The 20,570-nt window shown below is 57.7% G+C and carries 22 protein-coding genes and 2 pseudogenes; 22 read left to right on the top strand and 2 right to left on the bottom strand.

What is annotated here, in order from left to right:
- Window positions 1-37: 37 nt before the first annotated feature.
- The 13 genes from SOP97_RS08990 (at window position 38) to SOP97_RS09050 (ending at window position 10,092) form a co-directional block, all read left to right on the top strand.
- Entirely contained in the window at window positions 38-565 is a 528-nt protein-coding gene (locus SOP97_RS08990) for a YceD family protein (RefSeq protein ID WP_274089113.1), read from the top strand.
- A gap of 13 nt (window positions 566-578) precedes the next feature.
- A complete protein-coding gene (gene rpmF / locus SOP97_RS08995; RefSeq protein ID WP_090238127.1) occupies window positions 579-761 on the top strand; it encodes a 50S ribosomal protein L32 in 183 nt (60 codons plus the stop codon).
- Between the two features lie 3 nt (window positions 762-764).
- Entirely contained in the window at window positions 765-1,775 is a 1,011-nt protein-coding gene (gene plsX / locus SOP97_RS09000) for a phosphate acyltransferase PlsX (RefSeq protein WP_322948984.1), read from the top strand.
- 104 nt (window positions 1,776-1,879) lie between these two features.
- Entirely contained in the window at window positions 1,880-2,818 is a 939-nt protein-coding gene (gene fabD / locus SOP97_RS09005; protein ID WP_322948985.1) for an ACP S-malonyltransferase, read from the top strand.
- A 15-nt stretch (window positions 2,819-2,833) separates the two neighbouring features.
- On the top strand, window positions 2,834-3,577 hold the full coding sequence (gene fabG / locus SOP97_RS09010; RefSeq protein ID WP_274089110.1) for a 3-oxoacyl-ACP reductase FabG: 744 nt from the start codon (window positions 2,834-2,836) through the stop codon (window positions 3,575-3,577).
- 195 nt (window positions 3,578-3,772) lie between these two features.
- Window positions 3,773-4,006 (top strand): acyl carrier protein, encoded by a 234-nt coding sequence (acpP, locus tag SOP97_RS09015; RefSeq protein WP_058066290.1) that lies wholly within the window; start codon window positions 3,773-3,775, stop codon window positions 4,004-4,006.
- A gap of 107 nt (window positions 4,007-4,113) precedes the next feature.
- Window positions 4,114-5,358: a beta-ketoacyl-ACP synthase II gene (gene fabF / locus SOP97_RS09020; protein WP_274089109.1), complete on the top strand. Its 1,245-nt coding sequence runs from the start codon at window positions 4,114-4,116 to the stop codon at window positions 5,356-5,358.
- Window positions 5,358-6,173: an aminodeoxychorismate lyase gene (gene pabC, locus SOP97_RS09025; RefSeq protein ID WP_322948987.1), complete on the top strand. Its 816-nt coding sequence runs from the start codon at window positions 5,358-5,360 to the stop codon at window positions 6,171-6,173. The genes fabF and pabC overlap by 1 nt, the downstream gene beginning before the upstream one ends.
- Before the next feature lie 3 nt (window positions 6,174-6,176).
- Window positions 6,177-7,229, top strand: a complete 1,053-nt coding sequence (gene mltG, locus SOP97_RS09030) for an endolytic transglycosylase MltG (RefSeq protein ID WP_322948988.1) — start codon at window positions 6,177-6,179, stop codon at window positions 7,227-7,229.
- Window positions 7,230-7,238: 9 nt separating this feature from the next.
- Window positions 7,239-7,871 (top strand): dTMP kinase, encoded by a 633-nt coding sequence (gene tmk, locus SOP97_RS09035; protein WP_322948989.1) that lies wholly within the window; start codon window positions 7,239-7,241, stop codon window positions 7,869-7,871.
- Entirely contained in the window at window positions 7,864-8,850 is a 987-nt protein-coding gene (locus SOP97_RS09040) for a DNA polymerase III subunit delta' (RefSeq protein ID WP_322948990.1), read from the top strand. Before tmk ends, SOP97_RS09040 begins: the two co-directional genes overlap by 8 nt.
- Window positions 8,851-8,886: 36 nt before the next feature.
- Window positions 8,887-9,243, top strand: a complete 357-nt coding sequence (locus SOP97_RS09045; protein ID WP_090238100.1) for a PilZ domain-containing protein — start codon at window positions 8,887-8,889, stop codon at window positions 9,241-9,243.
- 66 nt (window positions 9,244-9,309) lie between these two features.
- The gene (locus SOP97_RS09050) at window positions 9,310-10,092 is read left to right on the top strand and encodes a TatD family hydrolase (RefSeq protein WP_322948991.1); all 783 of its coding nucleotides are present in this window, start codon (window positions 9,310-9,312) and stop codon (window positions 10,090-10,092) included.
- A gap of 270 nt (window positions 10,093-10,362) precedes the next feature.
- On the opposite strand, the gene SOP97_RS09055 is transcribed toward SOP97_RS09050, so the two are convergent.
- Entirely contained in the window at window positions 10,363-11,496 is a 1,134-nt protein-coding gene (locus tag SOP97_RS09055; RefSeq protein WP_322948992.1) for an aminotransferase class V-fold PLP-dependent enzyme, read from the bottom strand.
- A gap of 76 nt (window positions 11,497-11,572) precedes the next feature.
- On the opposite strand from SOP97_RS09055, the gene SOP97_RS09060 reads away from it, so the two are divergent.
- From SOP97_RS09060 to SOP97_RS09080, 5 genes are all read left to right on the top strand, one after another.
- On the top strand, window positions 11,573-12,211 hold the full coding sequence (locus SOP97_RS09060; protein WP_322948993.1) for a TetR/AcrR family transcriptional regulator: 639 nt from the start codon (window positions 11,573-11,575) through the stop codon (window positions 12,209-12,211).
- A 79-nt stretch (window positions 12,212-12,290) separates the two neighbouring features.
- The gene (locus SOP97_RS09065) at window positions 12,291-13,259 is read left to right on the top strand and encodes a GTP 3',8-cyclase MoaA (RefSeq protein ID WP_322948994.1); all 969 of its coding nucleotides are present in this window, start codon (window positions 12,291-12,293) and stop codon (window positions 13,257-13,259) included.
- Window positions 13,260-13,286: 27 nt separating this feature from the next.
- Entirely contained in the window at window positions 13,287-14,177 is an 891-nt protein-coding gene (locus tag SOP97_RS09070) for a radical SAM protein (RefSeq protein WP_322948995.1), read from the top strand.
- A 75-nt stretch (window positions 14,178-14,252) separates the two neighbouring features.
- Window positions 14,253-14,855, top strand: coding sequence for a DUF4823 domain-containing protein (locus tag SOP97_RS09075; RefSeq protein ID WP_322948996.1), 603 nt, complete (start codon window positions 14,253-14,255; stop codon window positions 14,853-14,855).
- A 9-nt stretch (window positions 14,856-14,864) separates the two neighbouring features.
- Window positions 14,865-15,434: a DUF1285 domain-containing protein gene (locus SOP97_RS09080; protein WP_322948997.1), complete on the top strand. Its 570-nt coding sequence runs from the start codon at window positions 14,865-14,867 to the stop codon at window positions 15,432-15,434.
- 61 nt (window positions 15,435-15,495) lie between these two features.
- On the opposite strand, the gene SOP97_RS09085 is transcribed toward SOP97_RS09080, so the two are convergent.
- Window positions 15,496-17,160: an electron transfer flavoprotein-ubiquinone oxidoreductase gene (locus SOP97_RS09085; RefSeq protein ID WP_322948998.1), complete on the bottom strand. Its 1,665-nt coding sequence runs from the start codon at window positions 17,158-17,160 to the stop codon at window positions 15,496-15,498.
- Between the two features lie 319 nt (window positions 17,161-17,479).
- Between SOP97_RS09085 and SOP97_RS09090 the strand changes: the two genes are divergently transcribed.
- From SOP97_RS09090 to SOP97_RS09105, 4 genes and pseudogenes are all read left to right on the top strand, one after another.
- A complete protein-coding gene (locus SOP97_RS09090; protein WP_322948999.1) occupies window positions 17,480-18,229 on the top strand; it encodes an electron transfer flavoprotein subunit beta/FixA family protein in 750 nt (249 codons plus the stop codon).
- Window positions 18,230-19,159, top strand: a complete 930-nt coding sequence (locus SOP97_RS09095; protein WP_322949000.1) for an electron transfer flavoprotein subunit alpha/FixB family protein — start codon at window positions 18,230-18,232, stop codon at window positions 19,157-19,159. It abuts the gene before it with no gap.
- A gap of 284 nt (window positions 19,160-19,443) precedes the next feature.
- Window positions 19,444-20,265, top strand: a pseudogene (locus tag SOP97_RS09100) (restriction endonuclease); the annotation flags it as partial.
- A 124-nt stretch (window positions 20,266-20,389) separates the two neighbouring features.
- A pseudogene (locus SOP97_RS09105) lies at window positions 20,390-20,570 on the top strand (IS21 family transposase); the annotation flags it as partial.

Consider the following 20,570-nt stretch of genomic DNA (forward strand, 5'->3'; position numbering starts at 1 on the left):
TGACAGGGGTGGGTTGCATCCCTAGAATGCGCCGCCTATGTCAAATGACCCGATTCCACCTCACGTTGATCCGCGTAAATTAGCCGACCGCAGCGCTACCCTTGAAGGTAAGCTGCAGCTTGCAGATTTACAGCGCCTCTGCGGCCCGCTTGCCGATAACCAAGGCATGGTGCGTACGAAGTTCTCTTTCGAGCGCGACGAGCGCAATGCTGTGGTTTTTCACAGCGAGCTCGAGGTTGAGGTCAAGATGGTTTGCCAGCGTTGTCTGGAACTAGTCACTTTGCCGATCCACAGCGAGTGTGATTACGCTGTGGTGAAAGTAGGTGGGAATACCCAGTCAGTGCCGCAAGGCTATGACGTTATTGAGTTGGATGAAGACCCATTGGATCTGCTGGCGCTGGTTGAAGAGGAGCTCTTGCTCGCTTTGCCCATTGTCCCGGCTCATGACCCTAAAGATTGCCAGCAGCCGGCCGGCCTCGAAGAGCCCGAGTCGAGCGAGGACGAGGTAACGCGGTCCAACCCGTTCAGTGTATTGGCGCAGTTAAAGCGTGACCCAAACGTTTAGGAGTTAATTAGTTATGGCTGTTCAGCAGAACAAAAAATCCCGTTCCGCCCGTGACATGCGTCGTTCGCACGATGCTCTCACTGCAAGCACCTTGTCGGTTGAGAAAACCACCGGTGAAATGCATCTGCGTCACCACGTATCGCCAGAAGGCGTTTACCGTGGCCGCAAAGTGATTGATAAGGGCGCTGACGAGTAAATCTTGTCCGTTCCAATCATCGCGATTGATGCAATGGGTGGGGATTTCGGTCCCCACTGCATTGTTCCAGCCTGCATCTCCTGCTTGGCTGAATACCCTTCGTTGCACCTGGTCCTTGTCGGCCAATCTGAACTTATTGAATCGTTGATTGCACGCCATTCTGGTGTGGATCGCGCGCGCCTGCGTGTTGAGCATGCTGATGAAATCATTGGCATGAGTGATCAGCCTGCTCAGGCCTTGCGCAGTAAGCCCGGTTCGTCGATGCGTGTCAGTCTGGAGTTGGTTCGCGATGGTGTGGCGCAAGCCTGTGTCAGTGCCGGTAATACCGGGGCGCTGATGGCTTTGTCGCGTCATGTGCTGAAAACTCTGCCCGGCATTGATCGTCCGGCCATGATCGCGGCTGTTCCGACGCAGGCGGGGTTTTGTCATTTGCTTGACCTGGGTGCGAATGTCGATTGCAGTGCCGAGCACCTCTATCAATTTGCGGTGATGGGTTCGGTGGCGGCTGAGGTGTTAGGTGCGGCGCGCCCGCGTGTGGCGTTGTTGAATGTGGGTACCGAGGACATCAAAGGCAACCAGCAGGTTAAGTTGGCGGCCAGCTTGCTGCAGCAGGCCGAGGGTTTGAATTACATCGGCTTTGTGGAGGGGGACGGGCTTTACCGGGGCGAGGCTGACGTGGTGGTGTGTGATGGCTTTGTCGGTAATGTCCTGCTCAAGTCGAGTGAAGGCCTGGCGGTGATGATTGCTGGGCGGATTGAAGCGTTGTTCAACTCCAGCCTGGTTGCGCGAATGGTTGGGCTGTTGGCGTTACCGCTGTTGCGGCGTTTGCGGGGTGAGTTGACCCCCGCTAAACACAATGGTGCGAGCTTGGTTGGGCTGCAGGGTATTGTGCTGAAAAGCCATGGTGCAGCCGGCCAAGAGGGCTTTAAAAGCGCCATTCGCCGAGCCTTGCGGGAGATTGAGGAAGATTTGCCGCGGCGCTTGCAGGGGCGACTGGACAAGCACCTGCTTTAGAATGTGACCGCAACGGGCAGCCTGTCATCCAACTGTCAGTTTCTTGCGCTTGGCTAAGCTGAGCGCGCATTACCGACGATCACGAACATTAGGAACAGGTTTCCATGTCTGCATCTCTCGCATTCGTCTTTCCAGGTCAGGGTTCCCAGTCTTTGTCCATGCTTGCCGAGCATGGTACACAGCGGCCGCTGATTCTTGATACGTTCGCCGAGGCTTCCGAAGCCCTTGGCTATGACCTCTGGGCGCTTACTCAGCAGGGCCCTGAAGAGCAACTCAATCAAACCGATAAAACCCAGCCGGCAATTCTGACCGCCTCTGTGGCGTTGTGGCGTGCGTGGCTGGCTGAGAGTGCAGCGCGTCCGGCGTTCGTCGCCGGCCATAGCCTGGGTGAGTATTCGGCTCTGGTTGCCGCCGGTAGCCTGTCGTTGGGCGCTGCGGTCAAGTTGGTCGAGCATCGTGGGCAGCTGATGCAGCAGGCTGTTCCGGCCGGGCAGGGCGGGATGGCGGCGATTCTTGGTTTGGAAGATGCTGGCGTGCTGGCTGCTTGCGCCGAAGCGGCGCAGGGTGAGGTGGTCAGCGCAGTAAATTTCAACGCGCCGGGTCAGGTGGTGATTGCGGGCGGTAAGGCTGCTGTCGAGCGGGCCATTGAGGCCTGCAAGGCTCGTGGTGCAAAGCGCGCCATGCCATTGCCGGTCAGCGTGCCATCGCACTGCGCGCTTATGCACCCAGCGGCTGAGCGCTTTGCTGAGGCGGTGGCGGCGATTGACTGGCAGGCGCCGCAAATTGCTTTGGTGCAGAACGTCAGTGCTGCAGCAGTGACTGATCTGGACGGGCTCAAGCGTGATTTGCTGGCTCAGCTCTACAGCCCAGTGCGCTGGGTTGAGTCAATCGTTTGTCTGTCCGCGCAGGGCGTGACTGATTTGGTTGAGTGTGGGCCGGGCAAAGTGTTGTCTGGTTTGAACAAGCGCTGCGTTAAAGGCATCAATACCCACAACCTAGACACCCCAGACGCCTTCGCTGCGGCGCTTGCGGCTCTGGTCTGATTAAGGAGAAACGTTATGAGCCTGCAAGGTAAGGTTGCATTAGTCACCGGCGCGAGCCGTGGCATTGGTCAGGCGATTGCCCTGGAGTTGGGTCGTCAAGGCGCGGTGGTGATTGGCACTGCTACGTCGGCCTCGGGTGCTGAGCGTATCGCGGAAACCCTGAAGGCTAATGGCATTGAAGGTGCCGGTTTGGTACTGGATGTCAGTGACAGTGAGTCGGTTGCCAGTACCCTCGAACATATTCAGCAACACCTTGGTCAGCCGTTGATCTTGGTCAATAACGCCGGCATCACCCGCGATAACCTGATGCTGCGGATGAAAGACGACGAATGGTTTGATGTGATCAACACGAACTTGAGCAGCCTGTATCGGCTGACCAAGGCCGTGCTGCGCGGTATGACCAAGGCACGCTACGGGCGCATCATCAACATCGGTTCGGTGGTGGGTGCCATGGGCAATGGCGGGCAGGTTAACTACGCGGCTTCCAAGGCCGGCCTTGAAGGTTTTGGCCGTGCGCTGGCACGTGAAGTGGGCTCGCGGGCGATTACCGTGAATGCGGTGGCGCCTGGTTTTATCGACACCGATATGACCCGTGAATTGCCTGAAGCGCAGCGTGATGCGCTGCTTACTCAGATTCCGCTGGGCCGTTTGGGGCAGGCTGAAGAGATCGCAAAAGTGGTCGCTTTCCTCGCTTCTGATGGCGCAGCTTACGTCACAGGCGCTACTATCCCTGTGAACGGTGGAATGTACATGAGCTGAATGTGACGGATGGCTTCAGAAAACTGTCATAGATGCTGTCTAAAATCCGTTATAAAGCTGTAATAGATTTATAGGCAGATCGTTGAAGTGTTCGTGGGGCTCCCCGGCATTCAGCTTGAAATGCTAAAAACCCTTTCTATACACTTGGCTGCTGAACAGTGGCCTGGATTGTCCCATTAGGAGTGAGAACAACGTATGAGCACCATCGAAGAGCGCGTCAAGAAAATCGTTGCTGAGCAACTGGGCGTTAAAGAAGAGGAAGTAACCAACAGCGCTTCCTTCGTCGAAGACCTGGGTGCCGACTCTCTTGACACCGTTGAGCTGGTGATGGCTCTCGAGGAAGAATTCGAGACCGAGATCCCGGACGAGCAAGCCGAGAAGATCACCACCGTTCAGGAAGCGATCGACTACGTTACCGCTCACGCGTAAAACGTAATCGTCGGTTCCCGACTCGGAAAAGCCGCACGCCCTTGATCAGGCGTGCGGCTTTTCTTTAAGCGCATTCCAAGCGTTGAAAACTAGAAAAGGAGATTGCTGTGTCGCGTAGACGCGTCGTGGTTACCGGTATGGGCATGCTGTCGCCATTGGGTAACGATGTGCCGAGTAGCTGGCAGGGCATTTTGGCCGGGCGCAGTGGCATCGGTCTGCTTGAGCATATGGACCTTTCCGCTTACTCCACTCGTTTTGGTGGGGCGGTTAAGAATTTTAATGTTGAAGAGTATTTGTCCGCCAAAGAGGCGCGCAAACTCGATTTGTTTATCCAGTACGGCCTCGGCGCCAGTTTCCAGGCGATGCGCAACTCCGGTCTGGAAGTCACCGATGCCAACCGTGAGCGCATTGGTGTGGCCATGGGCTCCGGTATCGGCGGCCTGACCAATATCGAGAACAACTGTAAATCGTTGCATGAGCAAGGGCCGCGGCGCATTTCGCCGTTCTTCGTGCCCGGCTCGATTATCAATATGATTTCCGGCTTCCTGTCGATCCACTGGGGGCTGCAGGGGCCTAACTACGCCATTGCCACGGCCTGTACCACGGGCACTCACTGCATCGGCATGGCGGCCCGCAATATTGTCTACGGCGAAGCCGACGTGATGGTTGCCGGCGGTGCCGAGATGGCCGCCTGTGGCCTGGGCATGGGCGGCTTTGGTGCTGCGCGTGCGTTGTCTACCCGAAATGATGATCCTGCCAAGGCCAGTCGTCCGTGGGACAAAGACCGTGATGGCTTTGTGTTGTCCGATGGTGCCGGTGCGTTGGTGCTTGAAGAGTTGGAGCACGCTAAGGCGCGTGGGGCGACCATCCACGCCGAGCTAATCGGCTTTGGTATGAGCGGCGATGCCTACCACATGACCTCGCCACCGGAAGACGGTGCAGGCGCGGCGCGTTGCATGGCCAATGCGCTACGCGATGCGGGTGTGAATCCTGAGCAGGTGCAATACATCAATGCCCATGGCACCTCGACTTCGGCGGGCGATAAGGCCGAAGTGGCGGCGGTGAAATCGGTGTTTGGCGACCACGCCTACAAGCTGGCAGTCAGTTCGACCAAGTCCATGACCGGTCACCTGCTGGGTGCTGCCGGTGCTGTGGAGGCGATCTTCAGCATCCTCGCGCTGCGTGATCAGGTGGCGCCGCCGACCATCAACCTGGATAACCCGGACGAAGGGTGTGATCTGGACTTCGTCGCGCACCAGGCCAAGGCCATGGCCCTGGACGTCGTGCTGTCCAACTCCTTTGGTTTTGGTGGTACCAACGGCTCGCTGGTGTTCCGCCGGTTCGCCGGTTGATGCTGAGCTGGGTCGATGGCCAGCCGGCCGAGCTGCTGTCCGTCAAGGATCGCGGCTTGGCCTACGGCGATGGGCTGTTTGAGACCATCGCGGTAAAGGCCGGACAGCCGACCTTGCTGGAGCGTCATCTGGCACGTTTAGCCGAAGGTTGTGCGCGGCTGAGAATGCCTGTCGAGTTGCCTGTTGTGCGGGCCCAGGTACTGGCGTTCAGTCAGCAGCTGGGCGAGGGCGTGGTCAAGCTGATCCTCACACGTGGTGACGGGCAGCGCGGCTATGCAGTGCCGCAGCCTGCAAAGCCTCGGTTGATTTTGCAGGCGAGCGCTAAGCCCGCTTACCCGGCTGCTCATGCCGAGCACGGCGTGCGTCTTTTTCCCTGCGTTACCCGCCTAGCCGAGCAGCCTGTGTTGGCGGGCTTGAAGCATCTCAATCGGCTTGAGCAAGTGCTGGCGCGCAGTGAGTGGCACGACGCCGAGCATGCTGAGGGCTTGATGCTGGATACCAGCGGTCGGGTGATTGAGGGGGTATACAGCAACCTTCTGCTTGTCAGTGCAGGTGTGCTGATGACCGCCGATCTATCGCGCTGCGGTGTGGCCGGGGTGATGCGCGCGGAGCTGCTGGCCCAAGCTGATGCGCAGGGTATCGAGTGCCAGGTGCGTGATATCAGTTACGCCGAGTTGCTGGCTGCTGACGAAGTGATGCTGTGTAACAGTGTCTATGGCATCTGGCCTGTGCGCGCTTTGCTTGCGCACGGCTGGCCCGTCGGGCCGCTCACCCGTAAACTGCAGGCCATTACCCGCGATCTACTGGACTGCTGATTTGTGATACGCAAAATTTTGCTGCTGCTAGAAGGGGGCGTGCTGCTGGTTGGCTTGCTGGTTGCGTTTGCTGCCTGGCAACAACACGCCGCGTTGCACCAGCCCCTGAAACTTACTGATGAATACCTGGTTGATGTGCCCGTTGGCGCCACGCCAGGTGGCGTGCTTAATCGTCTTGAAGCGGATGGCGTCCTCGATCAGGCCTTTTGGTTGCGCCTGTACTGGCGCTTTAACTTGCGCGATCAACCGCTGCACAGTGGTGAATACCGCCTGGTGCCGGGTAGCACTGCTAGCGATATGCTCGACCTTTGGCGTCGCGGTGAGGTGTTGCAGTACAGCTTGACGCTGGTTGAAGGCTGGAATTTTCGTCAGGTGCGTGCCGCGCTGGAGCGCGAGAAACGCCTTGAGCTGACCCTGAGTGGGCTCAGTGATGCCGAATTAATGAAGAAGCTTGGCTTGCCGGGTCTTAATCCAGAAGGCCGTTTCTTTCCTGACACTTACAGTTTTGTTCGCGGCATGAGTGACCTTGAGTTACTCAAGCATGCGCATGCGCGGCTGGAAAAAGTACTGGCCGAAGAGTGGGCGCAGCGCGCCAAGGATTTGCCTTACAAAGAGCCCTACGAAGCGCTGATCATGGCTTCGATGATCGAGAAGGAAACCGGCGTGCCGCAAGAGCGTGGCGAAATTGCCGGGGTGTTCGTGCGGCGTTTGCGTATCGGTATGCGCCTGCAGACTGACCCGACCGTCATCTACGGTATGGGTGAGCGTTACAATGGCCGCATTACCCGTAACGATCTGCGTCAGCCCACGCCCTACAACACCTACACCATCGACGGCATGCCGCCGACGCCCATCGCACTAGTCGGGCGTGAGGCGATTCATGCCGCGTTGAACCCGGTGGCGGGCAAAAGTCTGTATTTTGTTGCGCGAGGTGATGGCAGCCACGTGTTCTCCAATAGCCTTGAGCAACACAACCGCGCAGTGCGCGAGTATCAGCTCAAGCGCCGTGCGGATTACCGATCAAGCCCAGCGCCTGCCACACCCAATAATCAGTAAGGACAACCTGTGAGCGGTTTGTTTATCACCTTGGAAGGCCCAGAGGGTGCCGGTAAAAGCACCAATCGTGACTACCTGGCCGAGCGCTTGCGTGAGCAGGGTGTTGATGTGTTGTTGACCCGTGAGCCGGGTGGCACGCCCTTGGCCGAGCGCGTGCGTGAGTTGTTGCTGGCGCCCAGTGATGAGCCGATGGCCGCTGATACCGAGTTGCTATTGGTGTTTGCCGCGCGTGCCCAGCACCTGGCGCAGGTCATTCGTCCAGCCTTGGCGCGTGGCTGTGTTGTGCTGTGTGATCGCTTTACCGACGCGACGTATGCCTACCAGGGCGGTGGACGTGGCTTATCTGAAGCGCGCATCGCGTTGCTGGAAGAGTTTGTGCAAGGTTCGTTACGCCCGGATTTGACCCTGATATTCGATTTGCCGATTGAGGTGGGCCTGGCTCGCGCAGCAGCACGTGGCAGATTGGATCGTTTTGAACAGGAAGGGCGGCAGTTTTTTGATGCGGTACGCCATACCTACCTAAGGCGTGCGGCCGAGCAACCGCAGCGTTATCGCGTTCTCGATGCTGGGCTATCCTTGAGTGACGTTCAGCGGGTGTTGGATAAGCTCGTGCCGCAGTTGTTGGAGCTGCAGCGTGGCTGATGCCTATCCTTGGCAAGACTCGCTCTGGCAGCAGTTAGCTGGGCGCAGTCAGCATGCCCATGCTTATTTGCTGCATGGGCCAGCCGGTATTGGTAAGCGCGCCCTGGCAGAGCGCTTGATGGCGAGCCTGTTGTGCCAGCAGCCCCGCGGGTTGAACGCCTGTGGTCAGTGCAAGTCCTGTTACCTGTTAGCCGCCGGTACCCACCCGGATAATTATATTCTTGAGCCGGAAGAAGCCGACAAGGCGATCAAGGTTGATCAGGTGCGAGAGCTGGTCAGCTTTGTCGTGCAGACCGCACAGTTGGCTGGGCGCAAGGTGGTGCTGGTTGAGCCGGCCGAGTCGATGAACATCAATGCCGCCAACGCATTGCTGAAAAGTCTGGAAGAACCCTCCGGCAACACCGTGCTGCTGCTGATCAGCCACCAACCCAGCCGTCTTCTGCCTACGGTTAAAAGCCGCTGCGTGCAGCAGGCATGTCCATTGCCGAGTGAGGCGATGAGTTTGGCATGGTTACAGCAGGCATTGCCGGACTGCAGTGCCGAAGAGCATCACGAGTTGTTGTTCCTTGCTGCGGGTTCACCTCTGGTGGCGGCCAAGATGCATGAGCAGGGCGTCATCGCTCAGCGTGCTCAGGTGGTGGATGGCGTAAAGAAACTACTCAAGCAGCAGATTTCACCCAGCCAGCTGGCCGAAAGCTGGAATACCGTATCCCTGCAGTTGTTGTTCGATTGGTTCTGTCAGTGGTCGCAGTTGATGTTGCGTTACCAGCTGACGCGCGATGAAGGCGGGCTGGGGCAGGCCGATATGCGCAAAGTGGTGCAATACTTGGCGGAGAAAGCCCCGCAACCGAAAGTGCTGAATATGCAGGATTGGGTGCTGGCGCAGCGTCAAAAAGTTATCGGTAAGGCTAACCTTAACCGTGTCTTGCTTCTCGAAGCCTTGCTGGTGCAGTGGGCAAGCTTGCCCGGGCCGGGCTAGAATCGGCCATTAAGTGAATAAAATCAGGAATGCCGCATGAGTCTGCCTCCTAACTTGGGCCCGCGTAACGGAATTTTGTCGCTGACAATCAAAGACAAATCCGTGCTTTATGCCGCTTATATGCCCTTTATCAAGAATGGCGGCCTGTTTATTCCAACCAATAAAAGCTACAAGCTCGGCGATGAAGTATTCATGCTGCTAAACCTGATGGATGAGCCGGAGAAAATTCCGGTGGCCGGCAAAGTGGTTTGGATCACACCCAAAGGCGCCCAGGGCAATCGCGCGGCCGGTGTGGGCGTGCAGTTCAATGATGGTGACAACACTGCGCGTAACAAAATCGAAACCTACCTGGCTGGTGCGCTCACCTCAGATCGTCCGACACACACCATGTAAGTGTTCTCTCCTCCGTACCTCCCTGTGCCGTATTTAGCGGCACCGATGCTCAAGTGATTGTTCCCCATGCTAGTTGATTCCCACTGCCACCTTGATCGTCTCGACTTGGCCGCCTATGACGGTTCACTGGATGCGGCGCTGGATGCTGCGCGTGCGCGCGGTGTCGGTCATTTTCTCTGCATCGGCGTCAGTGCTGACAATGCGGCGGCAGTCAAAGGCCTGGCCGAGTGTTATGCCGATGTCGATTGCTCGGTCGGTGTACACCCGCTCGACCTTGAGCCAGGCGCCGCGCCAGCGCTGGACTGGTTGCTCGGCGAGTTGAACCATCCGCAGGTGGTAGCCATTGGCGAAACGGGACTGGATTATCACTACGAGCCAGAATCCGCTGCGCTGCAGCAAACATCTTTCCGCCTGCACCTCGATGCGGCGCGAATTACCGGCAAGCCGGTAATTGTGCATACCCGCGAGGCGCGTGCCGACACCCTGGCGCTGCTGCGCGAAGCGGCGCTGCCGCAAGCCGGCGTGCTGCACTGCTTTACCGAAGATTGGGGAATGGCCAAGGCGGCGCTGGATATCGGTTTCTATATCTCGCTGTCTGGCATTGTCACCTTCCGTAATGCTGACGCGCTGCGTGAAGTGGCGCGTCAGGTGCCGGCTGATCGCCTGCTGGTGGAAACTGACTCGCCTTACCTGGCGCCCATCCCGCACCGCGGCAAACCGAATCTGCCTGAGTATGTGCGGGATGTGGCCGAGTACCTGGCAGTACTGCGTGGCGTCAGCTTCGAGCAGCTGGCTGAACAAACCACGGCAAACTTCAAACGCCTGTTTCCTTTGGCCCGAGTCAATTGAGCCCTGGGTAAAAATGCCCGCAGCAATTCTTAGCGTCGCGTAACAACCATGTATGGCGGTAATAAAAAAAACCCGGACTCTGGGGGGAAGCCGGGTTAAGACCATTAGGAGTAAATCAAGGTACGCGGTCCACGGTACCTTGCCTGGTGGAGCGCTTGGGGGGTACGCCGCACACCAGTAACCATCAGTATTGATGAAGATTGCCGATCGTCCAGGCCGTTCGCCGCCATTCTTAAACGTATTTGGAATACAGGTTGCGCTGTTGAGCGCTTAACCAGTAGCCAGCTGCTGTAACAGTTGCAGCGTTTCCTCGATTACTTGCGGTTTGGTGTAGAAGTGCGGCGACAAGCGGATCCCAGCACCGCGTTGCGCGCAGATCACCTGTTGCTGTTTTAAGCGCTCGAACAAGACTGGCTGCTGCCAACCATCAAGACTGAAGTTCACAATGCCGGCGCGCTGCTGGCGGGCCAATGGGCTGTGAAATCGTATGCCTGAGAGCTTTTGCAGGTCGTCGATCAACCATTGCATGCGCTCCTGCAGAGCTTGTTCGACCTGCGCCATACCGACGTCTTCCAGCAGTGACAGGCTGGCCTCCAGTGCCATGGCACCGAGCATGTTGGGGCTGCCGCATTCAAAGCGGCGGGCGCTGCGTGCCGGCTCCCAGTCATGGCGTTGGTAGTCACCGGCATGCTCCAGCATATGCCAGCCGTATTCATGCAGTTTCAGCTGCGTACGCAGGTCGCTGCGGCAATAGAACACCCCGAGCCCTTCCGGGCCAAGCAGCCACTTGTGACCATCGGCCATGGCGAACGCGCATTGGCTGGCCTGTACGTCGAAGGGCAGGGCGCCGAGTTGTTGGATAGCATCGATGCACAGCAGCACGCCACGTATTTGGCAGCCGTGACCCAGGCGTGGCAGGTCTAGGCGCAAGCCGCTGGCATATTGCACGGCGCTGATCGCCATCAGGCGGGTGCGCGGGCCACAGGCGGCCAGCAAGGCTGCCTCCGGATCACCGGCATGCAGGTTGACCTGCACCACCTCGACGCCCTGCGGGGCGAGGGCTTCCCAGACAATCCGGTTGGAGGGGAATTCTTCATCGCTGATCACCACCTGATCGCCTGGCCGCCAATCCATGCCGAAGGCGACAAAGGACAATGCCTCGGAGGTGTTCTTGAGCAAGGCGATATCAGCGCAGGTCGGTGCGTTGAGCAGGCGCTGCAAGCGTTCACGCAAACGCCGCTCAACTTGTAGCCAGGCCGCATAGTCGCGGGCGCCGGTTCTGGCGTTCTCGACGGCGAAACGGCTGACTGCATCAACGGTCCGTTGTGGCCAGGGTGAGACGGCTGCGTGGTTCAAATAGCGCAGGCCGGGAAGTTGCGGAAACTCGTCATGAACTGCGTACATGGTCGGATGATCCGTGCAATTTGCCGTTAGTTAGGCATAATACGCGCCTTCGATTTTTTGACCCCTTAGTCCTTTTATGCATAAAGAACCCCGCAAGGTCCGTGAGTTTCGCCGCCGCGAACAGGAAATTCTCGACACAGCACTGAAGCTTTTCCTTGAACAGGGCGAAGACAGCGTGACTGTGGAGATGATTGCCGACACGGTTGGTATCGGTAAAGGCACCATCTATAAGCACTTTAAGTCCAAGGCCGAAATTTACCTGCGCCTGATGCTCGATTACGAGCGAGACTTGAATGAGTTGCTGCATTCGGCTGACGTTGACCGCGATAAAGAAGCCCTCTCGCGTGCCTATTTTGAATTCCGCATGCGTGACCCGCAGCGCTACCGTTTGTTTGACCGCCTGGAAGAGAAGGTGGTCAAGGGCAATCAGGTGCCAGAGATGGTTGAGCAGCTGCACAAAATTCGCGCCTCCAACTTCGAGCGCCTGACCCAGTTGATTAAAGGTCGCATCGCCGAAGGCAAGCTGGAAGACGTGCCGCCGTACTTCCATTATTGCGCCGCCTGGGCGCTGGTGCATGGCGCTGTGGCGCTGTATCACTCGCCGTTCTGGAGCAATGTGCTGGAAGATCAGGAAGGCTTCTTCCAATTCCTTATGGATATTGGCGTGCGCATGGGCAACAAGCGCAAGCGCGAGGGTGACGCGCCGGCTAGCTGAGGTATTCAGCGCGTCGATAAACGCTCAGCTGCGAGGGCGGCGCCCCTATACTCGACGCCTCACTTTGCTGGAGTCGAGCATGATCGTTGACCGCCAGGGCAGACGTTTTCGCAATTTGCGTGTCAGCCTGACCGCCGCCTGCAACTATGCCTGTACCTACTGTGTACCCGACGGCAAGCGTTTGGTGGCCGCGCAGGACGAGTTGTCTGCTGATGCCATGCTGCGTGGCGTGGCCTATTTGATTGAGGCGGCCGGCATTGAACGTGTACGCATTACCGGTGGCGAGCCGCTGGTCAGCCCCAAACTAGACGCCTTTTTACGCGGTGTTAGCCAATTGGGTTTGGCCGATATCAGCCTGACCAGCAACGCTCAGTTGCTGACGCGTAAATTGCCGTTGCTGCTTGAGTGCGGTATCCACCGTTTGAATATTTCCCTCGACACCCTGGATGCGGCGGCATTTCGCGGCATCGCCCGTAGTGGTGACCTGGCCACTGTGCTCGACGGCTTGCAGCAGGCCAGTGCGGCGGGGTTGCAGCTCAAGATCAACATGGTGCCGCTGCGCGGGCAGAACCTCGACCAAGTGCTACCGATGCTCGATTACTGCTTGGCCAATGGCTTTGAGCTGCGCTTTATCGAATTGATGCGTATGGGGCATCTGGCGCGCGACCCCAACGCGTTTCAGCGCCAGTTTGTCGGCATGCCTGAGTTGCTGGCGATGATTGGTCAGCGTTATGCCTACAGTCAGGCCGTCGCGCCCTTAGATGCCACGGCACTGCGTTATGAAATCCCAGGGCTGGGTTTTTTTGGCGTAATCGCCAATGAAAGCGTACCGTTCTGTCGCACCTGCTCGCGGCTGCGCTTGTCATCGAGTGGCTGGCTGCACGGTTGCCTGTCATCGAGCAATCGCCACTATGTAGGGGATTTGCTCGACAAGCCACGCCATCAAGCGTTACCCGCGCTACAAGGCATGTTGGTCAAGGCGTTGGCTGACAAACAAGACGTCGCGTTCACCGGCGGTGCCACCGTGATGAAGATTATTGGCGGCTGAAATGGCCGCCAGCATTGAGTAAAGACCATGCAAGATTTCCCCATCAGCTACATCGAACCGGTATTCCGGCCGCCCAGCGAAGCCCATTCGTTGATCTTGCCGGTGACCAATGGCTGCTCTTGGAATCAGTGTACGTTTTGCGAAATGTACACCCAGGAGCAGAAGAAATTTCGCGCCCGTGACGAGGCTCAGGTGCTTGAAGAAATTCGCCTGACCGGCGAGCGAATGATCGTCCGGCGGGTATTCCTAGCGGACGGTGATGCGCTGGTCATGCCTACGCGCCGCTTGCTGACCATCCTGGCGGCAATTCGTGAGCACATGCCCGAGGTTTCGCGGGTGTCGAGCTACTGCCTGCCGCGCAACTTGCGCAAGAAATCGGTGGAAGAGCTCAAGGAGCTGGCTGATGCCGGGCTGGGTATGGCGTATGTCGGCTGTGAGTCGGGCGATGACGAAGTGCTGGCGCGGGTGAACAAAGGCGAGACCTATGCGTCCAGCCTAAGTGCATTGGATAAGCTCGGCCAGGCGGGTATCACCCGCTCGGTGATGATCCTCAACGGTTTGGGCGGCACGGTGTTGAGTGATCAGCATGCTGATAATTCGGCGCGCTTGATGAACGAGGCTCAGCCAGAGTTTCTGTCGACCCTGGTGGTGAGCTTCCCTCAGGGTGAGGCGCGCTTCCGAGAAAACTTTGCTGATTTCCAAGCGCTGAATCAGCAGCAGCTGTTTGTCGAGGTGGAGCGCTTGCTGCAGGGACTTGAACTGCGCGATACGGTCTTTCGCAGTGACCATGCCTCTAACTATCTGGTGCTCAAGGGCGCGCTCGGTGCAGATAAGCAGCGCTTGCTGGCGCAAGTGCGAGAAGCCATAGAAAAGCCGCAGCAGGCCCATTTGCGTCAGGTGTGGCAGCGCGGTCTTTAAGCGGCAGGGCTGGCGTGAAACCTGCATCTAGGCCCTATCTGCTGGTTTTCTGTCGCCGGCTGCAGGAGAAGTGTGATGCGTAGCCTGTTCTTAATTGTGGGTGTGTTGCTGCTGGGCGGTTGCATGAAGGTCAGTGATCTGGCCGATGGCGCGATTTATCAGCTGCGCGATGTCGGTGTGCTCGACCACAGCCAGACCCGCCGTGCCAGCCCCTGGCGCTTGCAAGCGGACTCGTTCATCTACATTGCTCAGGGCCACTTTGTGCCGCCGGGCGGTGCTTATCCGCGGCCTAATGTGGTGGCTGAGGAGGCCTATAAAGGCTTCGTTGAATATTTCCCGATGGTGCGTCGCGCCAAGTCGCCGCGTGGGCTTGAGGAGGCGATGGCCGAGGCGCGCGAGGCTGGGGCCCATTATCTGCTGTACAGCCGCTTTGCTTATGCTGATGACCGCATCGGCACTGTGGAGGAGTGGGAGGATCAGGAAGCGCTGGATCGTCTGGGCACCGATCGCGGGGTGATTCAGCTGATGCTGATCGAAACCAATACCCGCTATTTGGTTGATACGGCGCGCATTCGTAGTCGCGGAGGCTTCTTGACGCTCTATGATGCCAAACCAGAAGACTTGATCGGGCCGGCGCTGCAGGACTATGCGCGGCGCTTGTTGGGTTTGGGCTATTGAGGAGGATCGATGACTGACGCAGACAAAGCCGGCAATCTGCTGGCGCAAATACCTAAAGGTGAGGGCAAAGCGCCACCGCCAGTGCATCTGTGGAACCCGGATTTCTGCGGCGATATCGACATGCGCATCGCCCGTGATGGCACCTGGTATTACATGGGCACACCGATTGGTCGTAAGCCGATGGTGAAGCTGTTCTCCACCATTATTCGTTGCGACGGCGATAAGTATGTGCTGGTGACTCCGGTGGAAATGGTCGGCATTCAGGTTGATGACGCGCCTTTTGTGGCAGTCAGCCTGCAGGTTGAAGGTGCGGGTGAGGCGCAGGTGCTGCGCTTTGTCACTAATGTCGAGGATGAGGTGGTGGCAGGTCGCGAGCACCCGTTGCGGGTCGAGTTGGACTCGCTGACTGAGGAGCCTGCGCCGTACCTGCTTGTGCGAACCAATCTGGAGGCGCTGGTGCACCGCAATGTGTTCTACCAATTGGTCGAGCTGGCGGTTGTGCGGGAAATTGAGGGTAAAGCGTGGCTGGGTGTGTGGAGCAGTGGCGAGTTTTTCCCGATTGGTCCGCAACCAGACTGACTGTTTGTGTGCTTTTAAACCCACATAAAAAAAGGCTCCCGAGGGAGCCTTTTTTAGTGCCTTACATGTTGGGGTAGTTAGGCCCGCCTGTACCTTCAGGGGCCACCCAGTTGATGTTCTGGGCGGGGTCCTTGATGTCACAGGTTTTGCAGTGCACGCAGTTCTGCGCGTTGATCTGGAACTTCTTCTCGCCGTCTTCCTGCGTGACGATTTCATAAACGCCAGCAGGGCAGTAGCGCTGCGCGGGCTCGTCATACATCGGCAGGTTTTTGCTCAACGGAATGCTCGGGTCGGTGAGCTTCAGGTGGCAGGGTTGTTCCTCTTCATGGTTAGTGTTGGAGAGGAATACCGAGCTGAGCTTGTCGAAGCTGAGCTTACCGTCTGGTTTCGGGTAGCTGATTTTTTCGCAGTCAGCCGCCAGTTTCAGGCAAGCGTAATCCGGCTTGGTGTCGTGCAGGGTGAAGGGCATCTTGCCGCCGAAGATGTTCTGGTCAACCCAGTTGAAACCACCGCCGAGCAGCGGGCCGAACTTATGGATGGCCGGGCCGAAGTTACGGCTGCGGAACAGTTCGTCATACAGCCAGCTGGCCTTGAATCCGTCAACATAACCGGTCAGCTGATCGCCGCCTTCGCTGCCGGCAAACAGTGCGTCCGCTACTGCGTCGGCTGCGAGCATGCCGGACTTCATGGCAGTGTGGCTGCCCTTGATCTTGGCGAAGTTGAGGGTGCCGAGGTCGCAACCGATCAGCGCGCCGCCGTTGAAGACCATCTTCGGCAGGGAGTTGAGGCCGCCCTTGGCGATCGCGCGAGCGCCGTAAGCAACACGCTTACCGCCTTCCAGGTACTGTGCAACCACTGGGTGGTGCTTGTAGCGCTGGAACTCATCGAATGGCGACAGGTGTGGGTTGCTGTACGATAGGTCAACGATCAGGCCAACGACTACCTGATTATTTTCCAGGTGATAGAGGAACGAGCCACCGGTGTTTTCGGTGCCAGCGATATCCAGCGGCCAGCCGGCGGTGTGCACCACAAGGCCTTGCTCGTGCTTGGCTGGGTCGATGTCCCAGATTTCCTTGATGCCAATACCGTAGTGCTGAGCATCGGCTTCGGAGTCGAGGTTGAATTGCTTGATCAGCTGCTTGCCAATGTGGCCGCGGCAGCCTTCGGCGAACAGAGTGTATTTGGCACGCAGTTCCATGCCCGGGGTGTAGTAACCCTCTTTCGGGTTGCCTTCGCGGTCAACACCGAGGTCGCCGGTTAGAATCCCGTAGACCGAGCCGTTCTCGTTGATCAGCGCTTCTTGGGCAGCAAAGCCTGGGTAGATTTCTACACCGAGGTTCTCTGCCTGCTGCGCCAGCCAGCGGCACAGGTTGCCGAGAGAAATAATGTAGTTGCCATGGTTGTGCATGGTCTTGGGAACGAACAGATCAGGCACGCGAGTGGATTTATCTGCACCGGTCAGTACGTAGATGTCATCACGCTTGACGGGCGTGTTGAGCGGCGCACCAAGCTCTTTCCAGTCAGGGAACAGCTCGTTCAGGGCGCGGGGCTCAAATACGGCACCGGACAGAATGTGCGCGCCGACTTCGGAGCCTTTTTCGACCACGCAGACGCTGATTTCTTTACCGGCTTCGGCTGCTTTCTGCTTCAGTCGGCAGGCGGCGGACAAACCAGCAGGGCCGGCGCCGACGATGACGACGTCGAATTCCATAAACTCGCGTTCCACAGGCTATCTCCTTCTCAAGGCACTCTAATTTTATTTGGTGATCGAGCTCGTTCCGTGAGCGATGCTGGCGCATTATATCCGCAGCCTCCCGATGCTCCAATACAAACGTTTGTTTGAATTTTCTGTAGGGTTGTTAGAATCTTACTACATCGCTTGCGATTGGCCGCTTCGTTGTATTGACCCGCCTAGGTCGTGCGTTCAAGATACGAGCGGTTTTTGTCTGCCGTTACTGGTCGACTCCCGGTTCCGGCCGGTTTGCAGTTCCCGCCATGTTCGCTTCTGGCGACATTCTTATTCACCGGAGAGTAACGAGGAATCCATGAAGGTTCTTGTAGCTGTCAAACGAGTGGTCGACTACAACGTCAAAGTTCGCGTCAAAGCGGACAACAGCGGCGTTGATCTTGCCAACGTCAAGATGTCGATGAACCCTTTCTGCGAAATCGCCGTGGAAGAAGCTGTACGCCTGAAAGAGAAGGGCGTAGCGAGCGAAATCGTTGTTGTAACCATCGGCCCGACCACTGCTCAAGAGCAGCTGCGTACCGCGCTGGCGCTAGGTGCTGACCGTGCCATTCTGGTTGAATCGGCGGATGAGCTGAACTCCCTGGCCGTCGCCAAGCTCTTGAAAGCGGTTGTCGATAAAGAGCAGCCACAGCTGGTCATCATGGGCAAGCAGGCCATCGACAGCGACAACAACCAGACCGGCCAAATGCTCGGTGCTCTCACTGGTTTCGCTCAAGGCACCTTCGCTTCGAAAGTGGAAGTGGCGGGCGACAAGGTCAACGTAACCCGTGAAATCGACGGCGGTCTGCAGACTGTTGCGTTGAGCCTGCCGGCCATCGTGACCACCGACCTGCGCCTCAATGAGCCGCGTTACGCGTCGCTGCCGAACATCATGAAAGCCAAGAAGAAGCCGCTGGAAACTGTAGCCCCGGCTGATCTGGGCGTTTCCACCGCTTCCACCGTCAAGACCATCAAAGTCGAAGCGCCTGCTACCCGCAGCGCCGGCATCAAGGTCAAGTCTGTGGCTGAACTGGTCGAGAAATTGAAGAACGAGGCGAAGGTAATCTAAATGACTATCCTGGTTATCGCTGAACACACCAATGCCGCCCTGGCGCCTGCCACGCTGAACACTGTTGCAGCTGCTGCGAAGATCGGTGGTGACATCCACGTGCTGGTTGCCGGTGCCGCTTGCGGCGCAGCTGCCGAAGCCGCCGCCAAAATTGCTGGCGTGGCCAAGGTGCTAGTTGCTGACGGCGCCGCTTTCGCGCACCAGCTGCCGGAAAACGTTGCGCCGCTGGTTGCCGAGCTGGGTAAGGGCTACAGCCACATCCTGGCTGCTGCCACCAGCAACGGTAAAAACATCCTGCCGCGCGTTGCCGCTGCACTGGACGTTGATCAGATCTCGGAAATCATCGCGGTTGAAAGCGCTGATACCTTCAAGCGTCCGATCTACGCCGGTAATGCTATTGCCACTGTGCAATCGTCCGCTGCCGTTAAAGTCATCACCGTTCGCGCTACCGGTTTCGACCCGGTTGCGGCTGAAGGTGGTAGTGCTGCTGTTGAAGCCGTTAGCGGTGCAGCGGATGCAGGCAAATCGACGTTTGTCGGTGAAGAGCTGGCCAAGTCCGATCGTCCGGAACTGACCGCTGCCAAGATCGTCGTTTCCGGCGGCCGTGGCATGCAAAACGGCGACAACTTCAAGCACCTCTATGCCCTGGCTGACAAGCTGGGCGCTGCTGTAGGTGCCTCGCGCGCCGCTGTTGACGCCGGTTTCGTACCCAACGACATGCAGGTCGGTCAGACCGGCAAGATCGTTGCACCACAGCTGTACATCGCCGTTGGTATTTCCGGCGCGATCCAGCATCTGGCCGGCATGAAAGACTCCAAAGTGATCGTTGCGATCAACAAGGACGAAGAAGCGCCGATCTTCCAGGTGGCTGATTACGGCCTGGTAGCTGATCTGTTCGACGCAGTACCTGAGCTGGAGCAGCTGGTTTAAACCAGCTTTTCCCAGTTAACAAAAAACCCGCTCAGTGAGCGGGTTTTTTAATATGCAAGCTAATGATTTTATTGAAGTTTATTAAAGCATATACATTTATACCCACATCCATCCCCACACATACTGTGTCTGCAACACGTTTTCTCTTCAGAAAGCATGTGGATCCGCTAAGCAATCTACCCACTCGTCTACAGCCTTTTTCTCACCACCCGCCACCTTACTTCCCTACACCACCCCACCAAGATCAAGTAATCTGCGCCGGCACATAAAATGGAGCTTTACTGATGTCCGCGCTTGCAGCCCTGCTCAATACCTTTCGCAACGCTTCCGTCACCGAACGCGAAAAAGGCACCTACTTCGAAGAGCTGATTTGTGCCTACCTGCGCAATGAGGCGACGTACCGTGATCTGTACGAGCAGGTGTGGGCATATTCCGACTGGGCAAAGGAACAAGGGCTAGACGGTCGCGACACCGGTATCGATCTGGTTGCAAAAACGCAGGGCACCGGCGAGTACCATGCCATTCAGTGCAAACTTTACGCCGAGGACTACCGCGTACAGAAGAAAGACATCGACAGCTTCTTTACCGCATCCGGCAAGGCACCGTTCTCGCACCGCATCATCGTGGCCACCACTAACAACTGGAGCGAGCACGCCGAGGACGCATTACAAGGGCAGCAGCTCTCGATCAACAAGATCGACCTGCAAGCCTTGGAAGACAGCCAGATCGACTGGGCCAAGTACCAGCCCAACCAAGCCGTTGCCCTCAAAGCGCGTAAGCAGCTGCGCGATCACCAACAGACCGCATTGAATGCCACCGCTGCCGGCCTCAAAGACGCCGAGCGCGGCAAGCTGATCATGGCCTGCGGTACGGGTAAAACCTTTACCAGCTTGAAGATCGCCGAACGGCTGGCCGGCAAGGGCAAGCGTGTGCTGTTCCTGGTGCCCAGCCTGTCTCTGCTTTCGCAGACCCTCACCGAATGGACGCAGGAAAGCGAAACCCCGCTCCACAGCTTTGCCGTCTGCTCCGACAGCGACGTAGGCAAGAAGCGTAAGGCCGATGAAGACACCGTTCAGGTGTTCACTCACGAGCTGCGCTACCCAGCCTGTTGCCGCTGACCGAAAACTGACCCAGTAGAGGCTGTTCTGCCGACTGAAAACTGACCCAGGTGTTCAACTGCTTCTGCTCAATTTTTGAGCAGGAGAACACAGGGTGATCAGTATGGAAATGATGGGCAAAATTCGCCGGATGTATTTCCGCGACAAGCTGTCGCTGCATGAGATAGCCAAGCGCACCGGGTTGGCGCGCAACACGATTCGCAAGTGGGTCAGAGCACCTGAGGCCAAGCCGCCGGTCTACCAACGCCGCGCGATCTTCAACAAACTCAGCCTATTTCACGCCACGCTGGAGC

The organism is Pseudomonas spirodelae, assembly GCF_034653255.1.
Taxonomy (GTDB): domain Bacteria; phylum Pseudomonadota; class Gammaproteobacteria; order Pseudomonadales; family Pseudomonadaceae; genus Aquipseudomonas; species Aquipseudomonas spirodelae.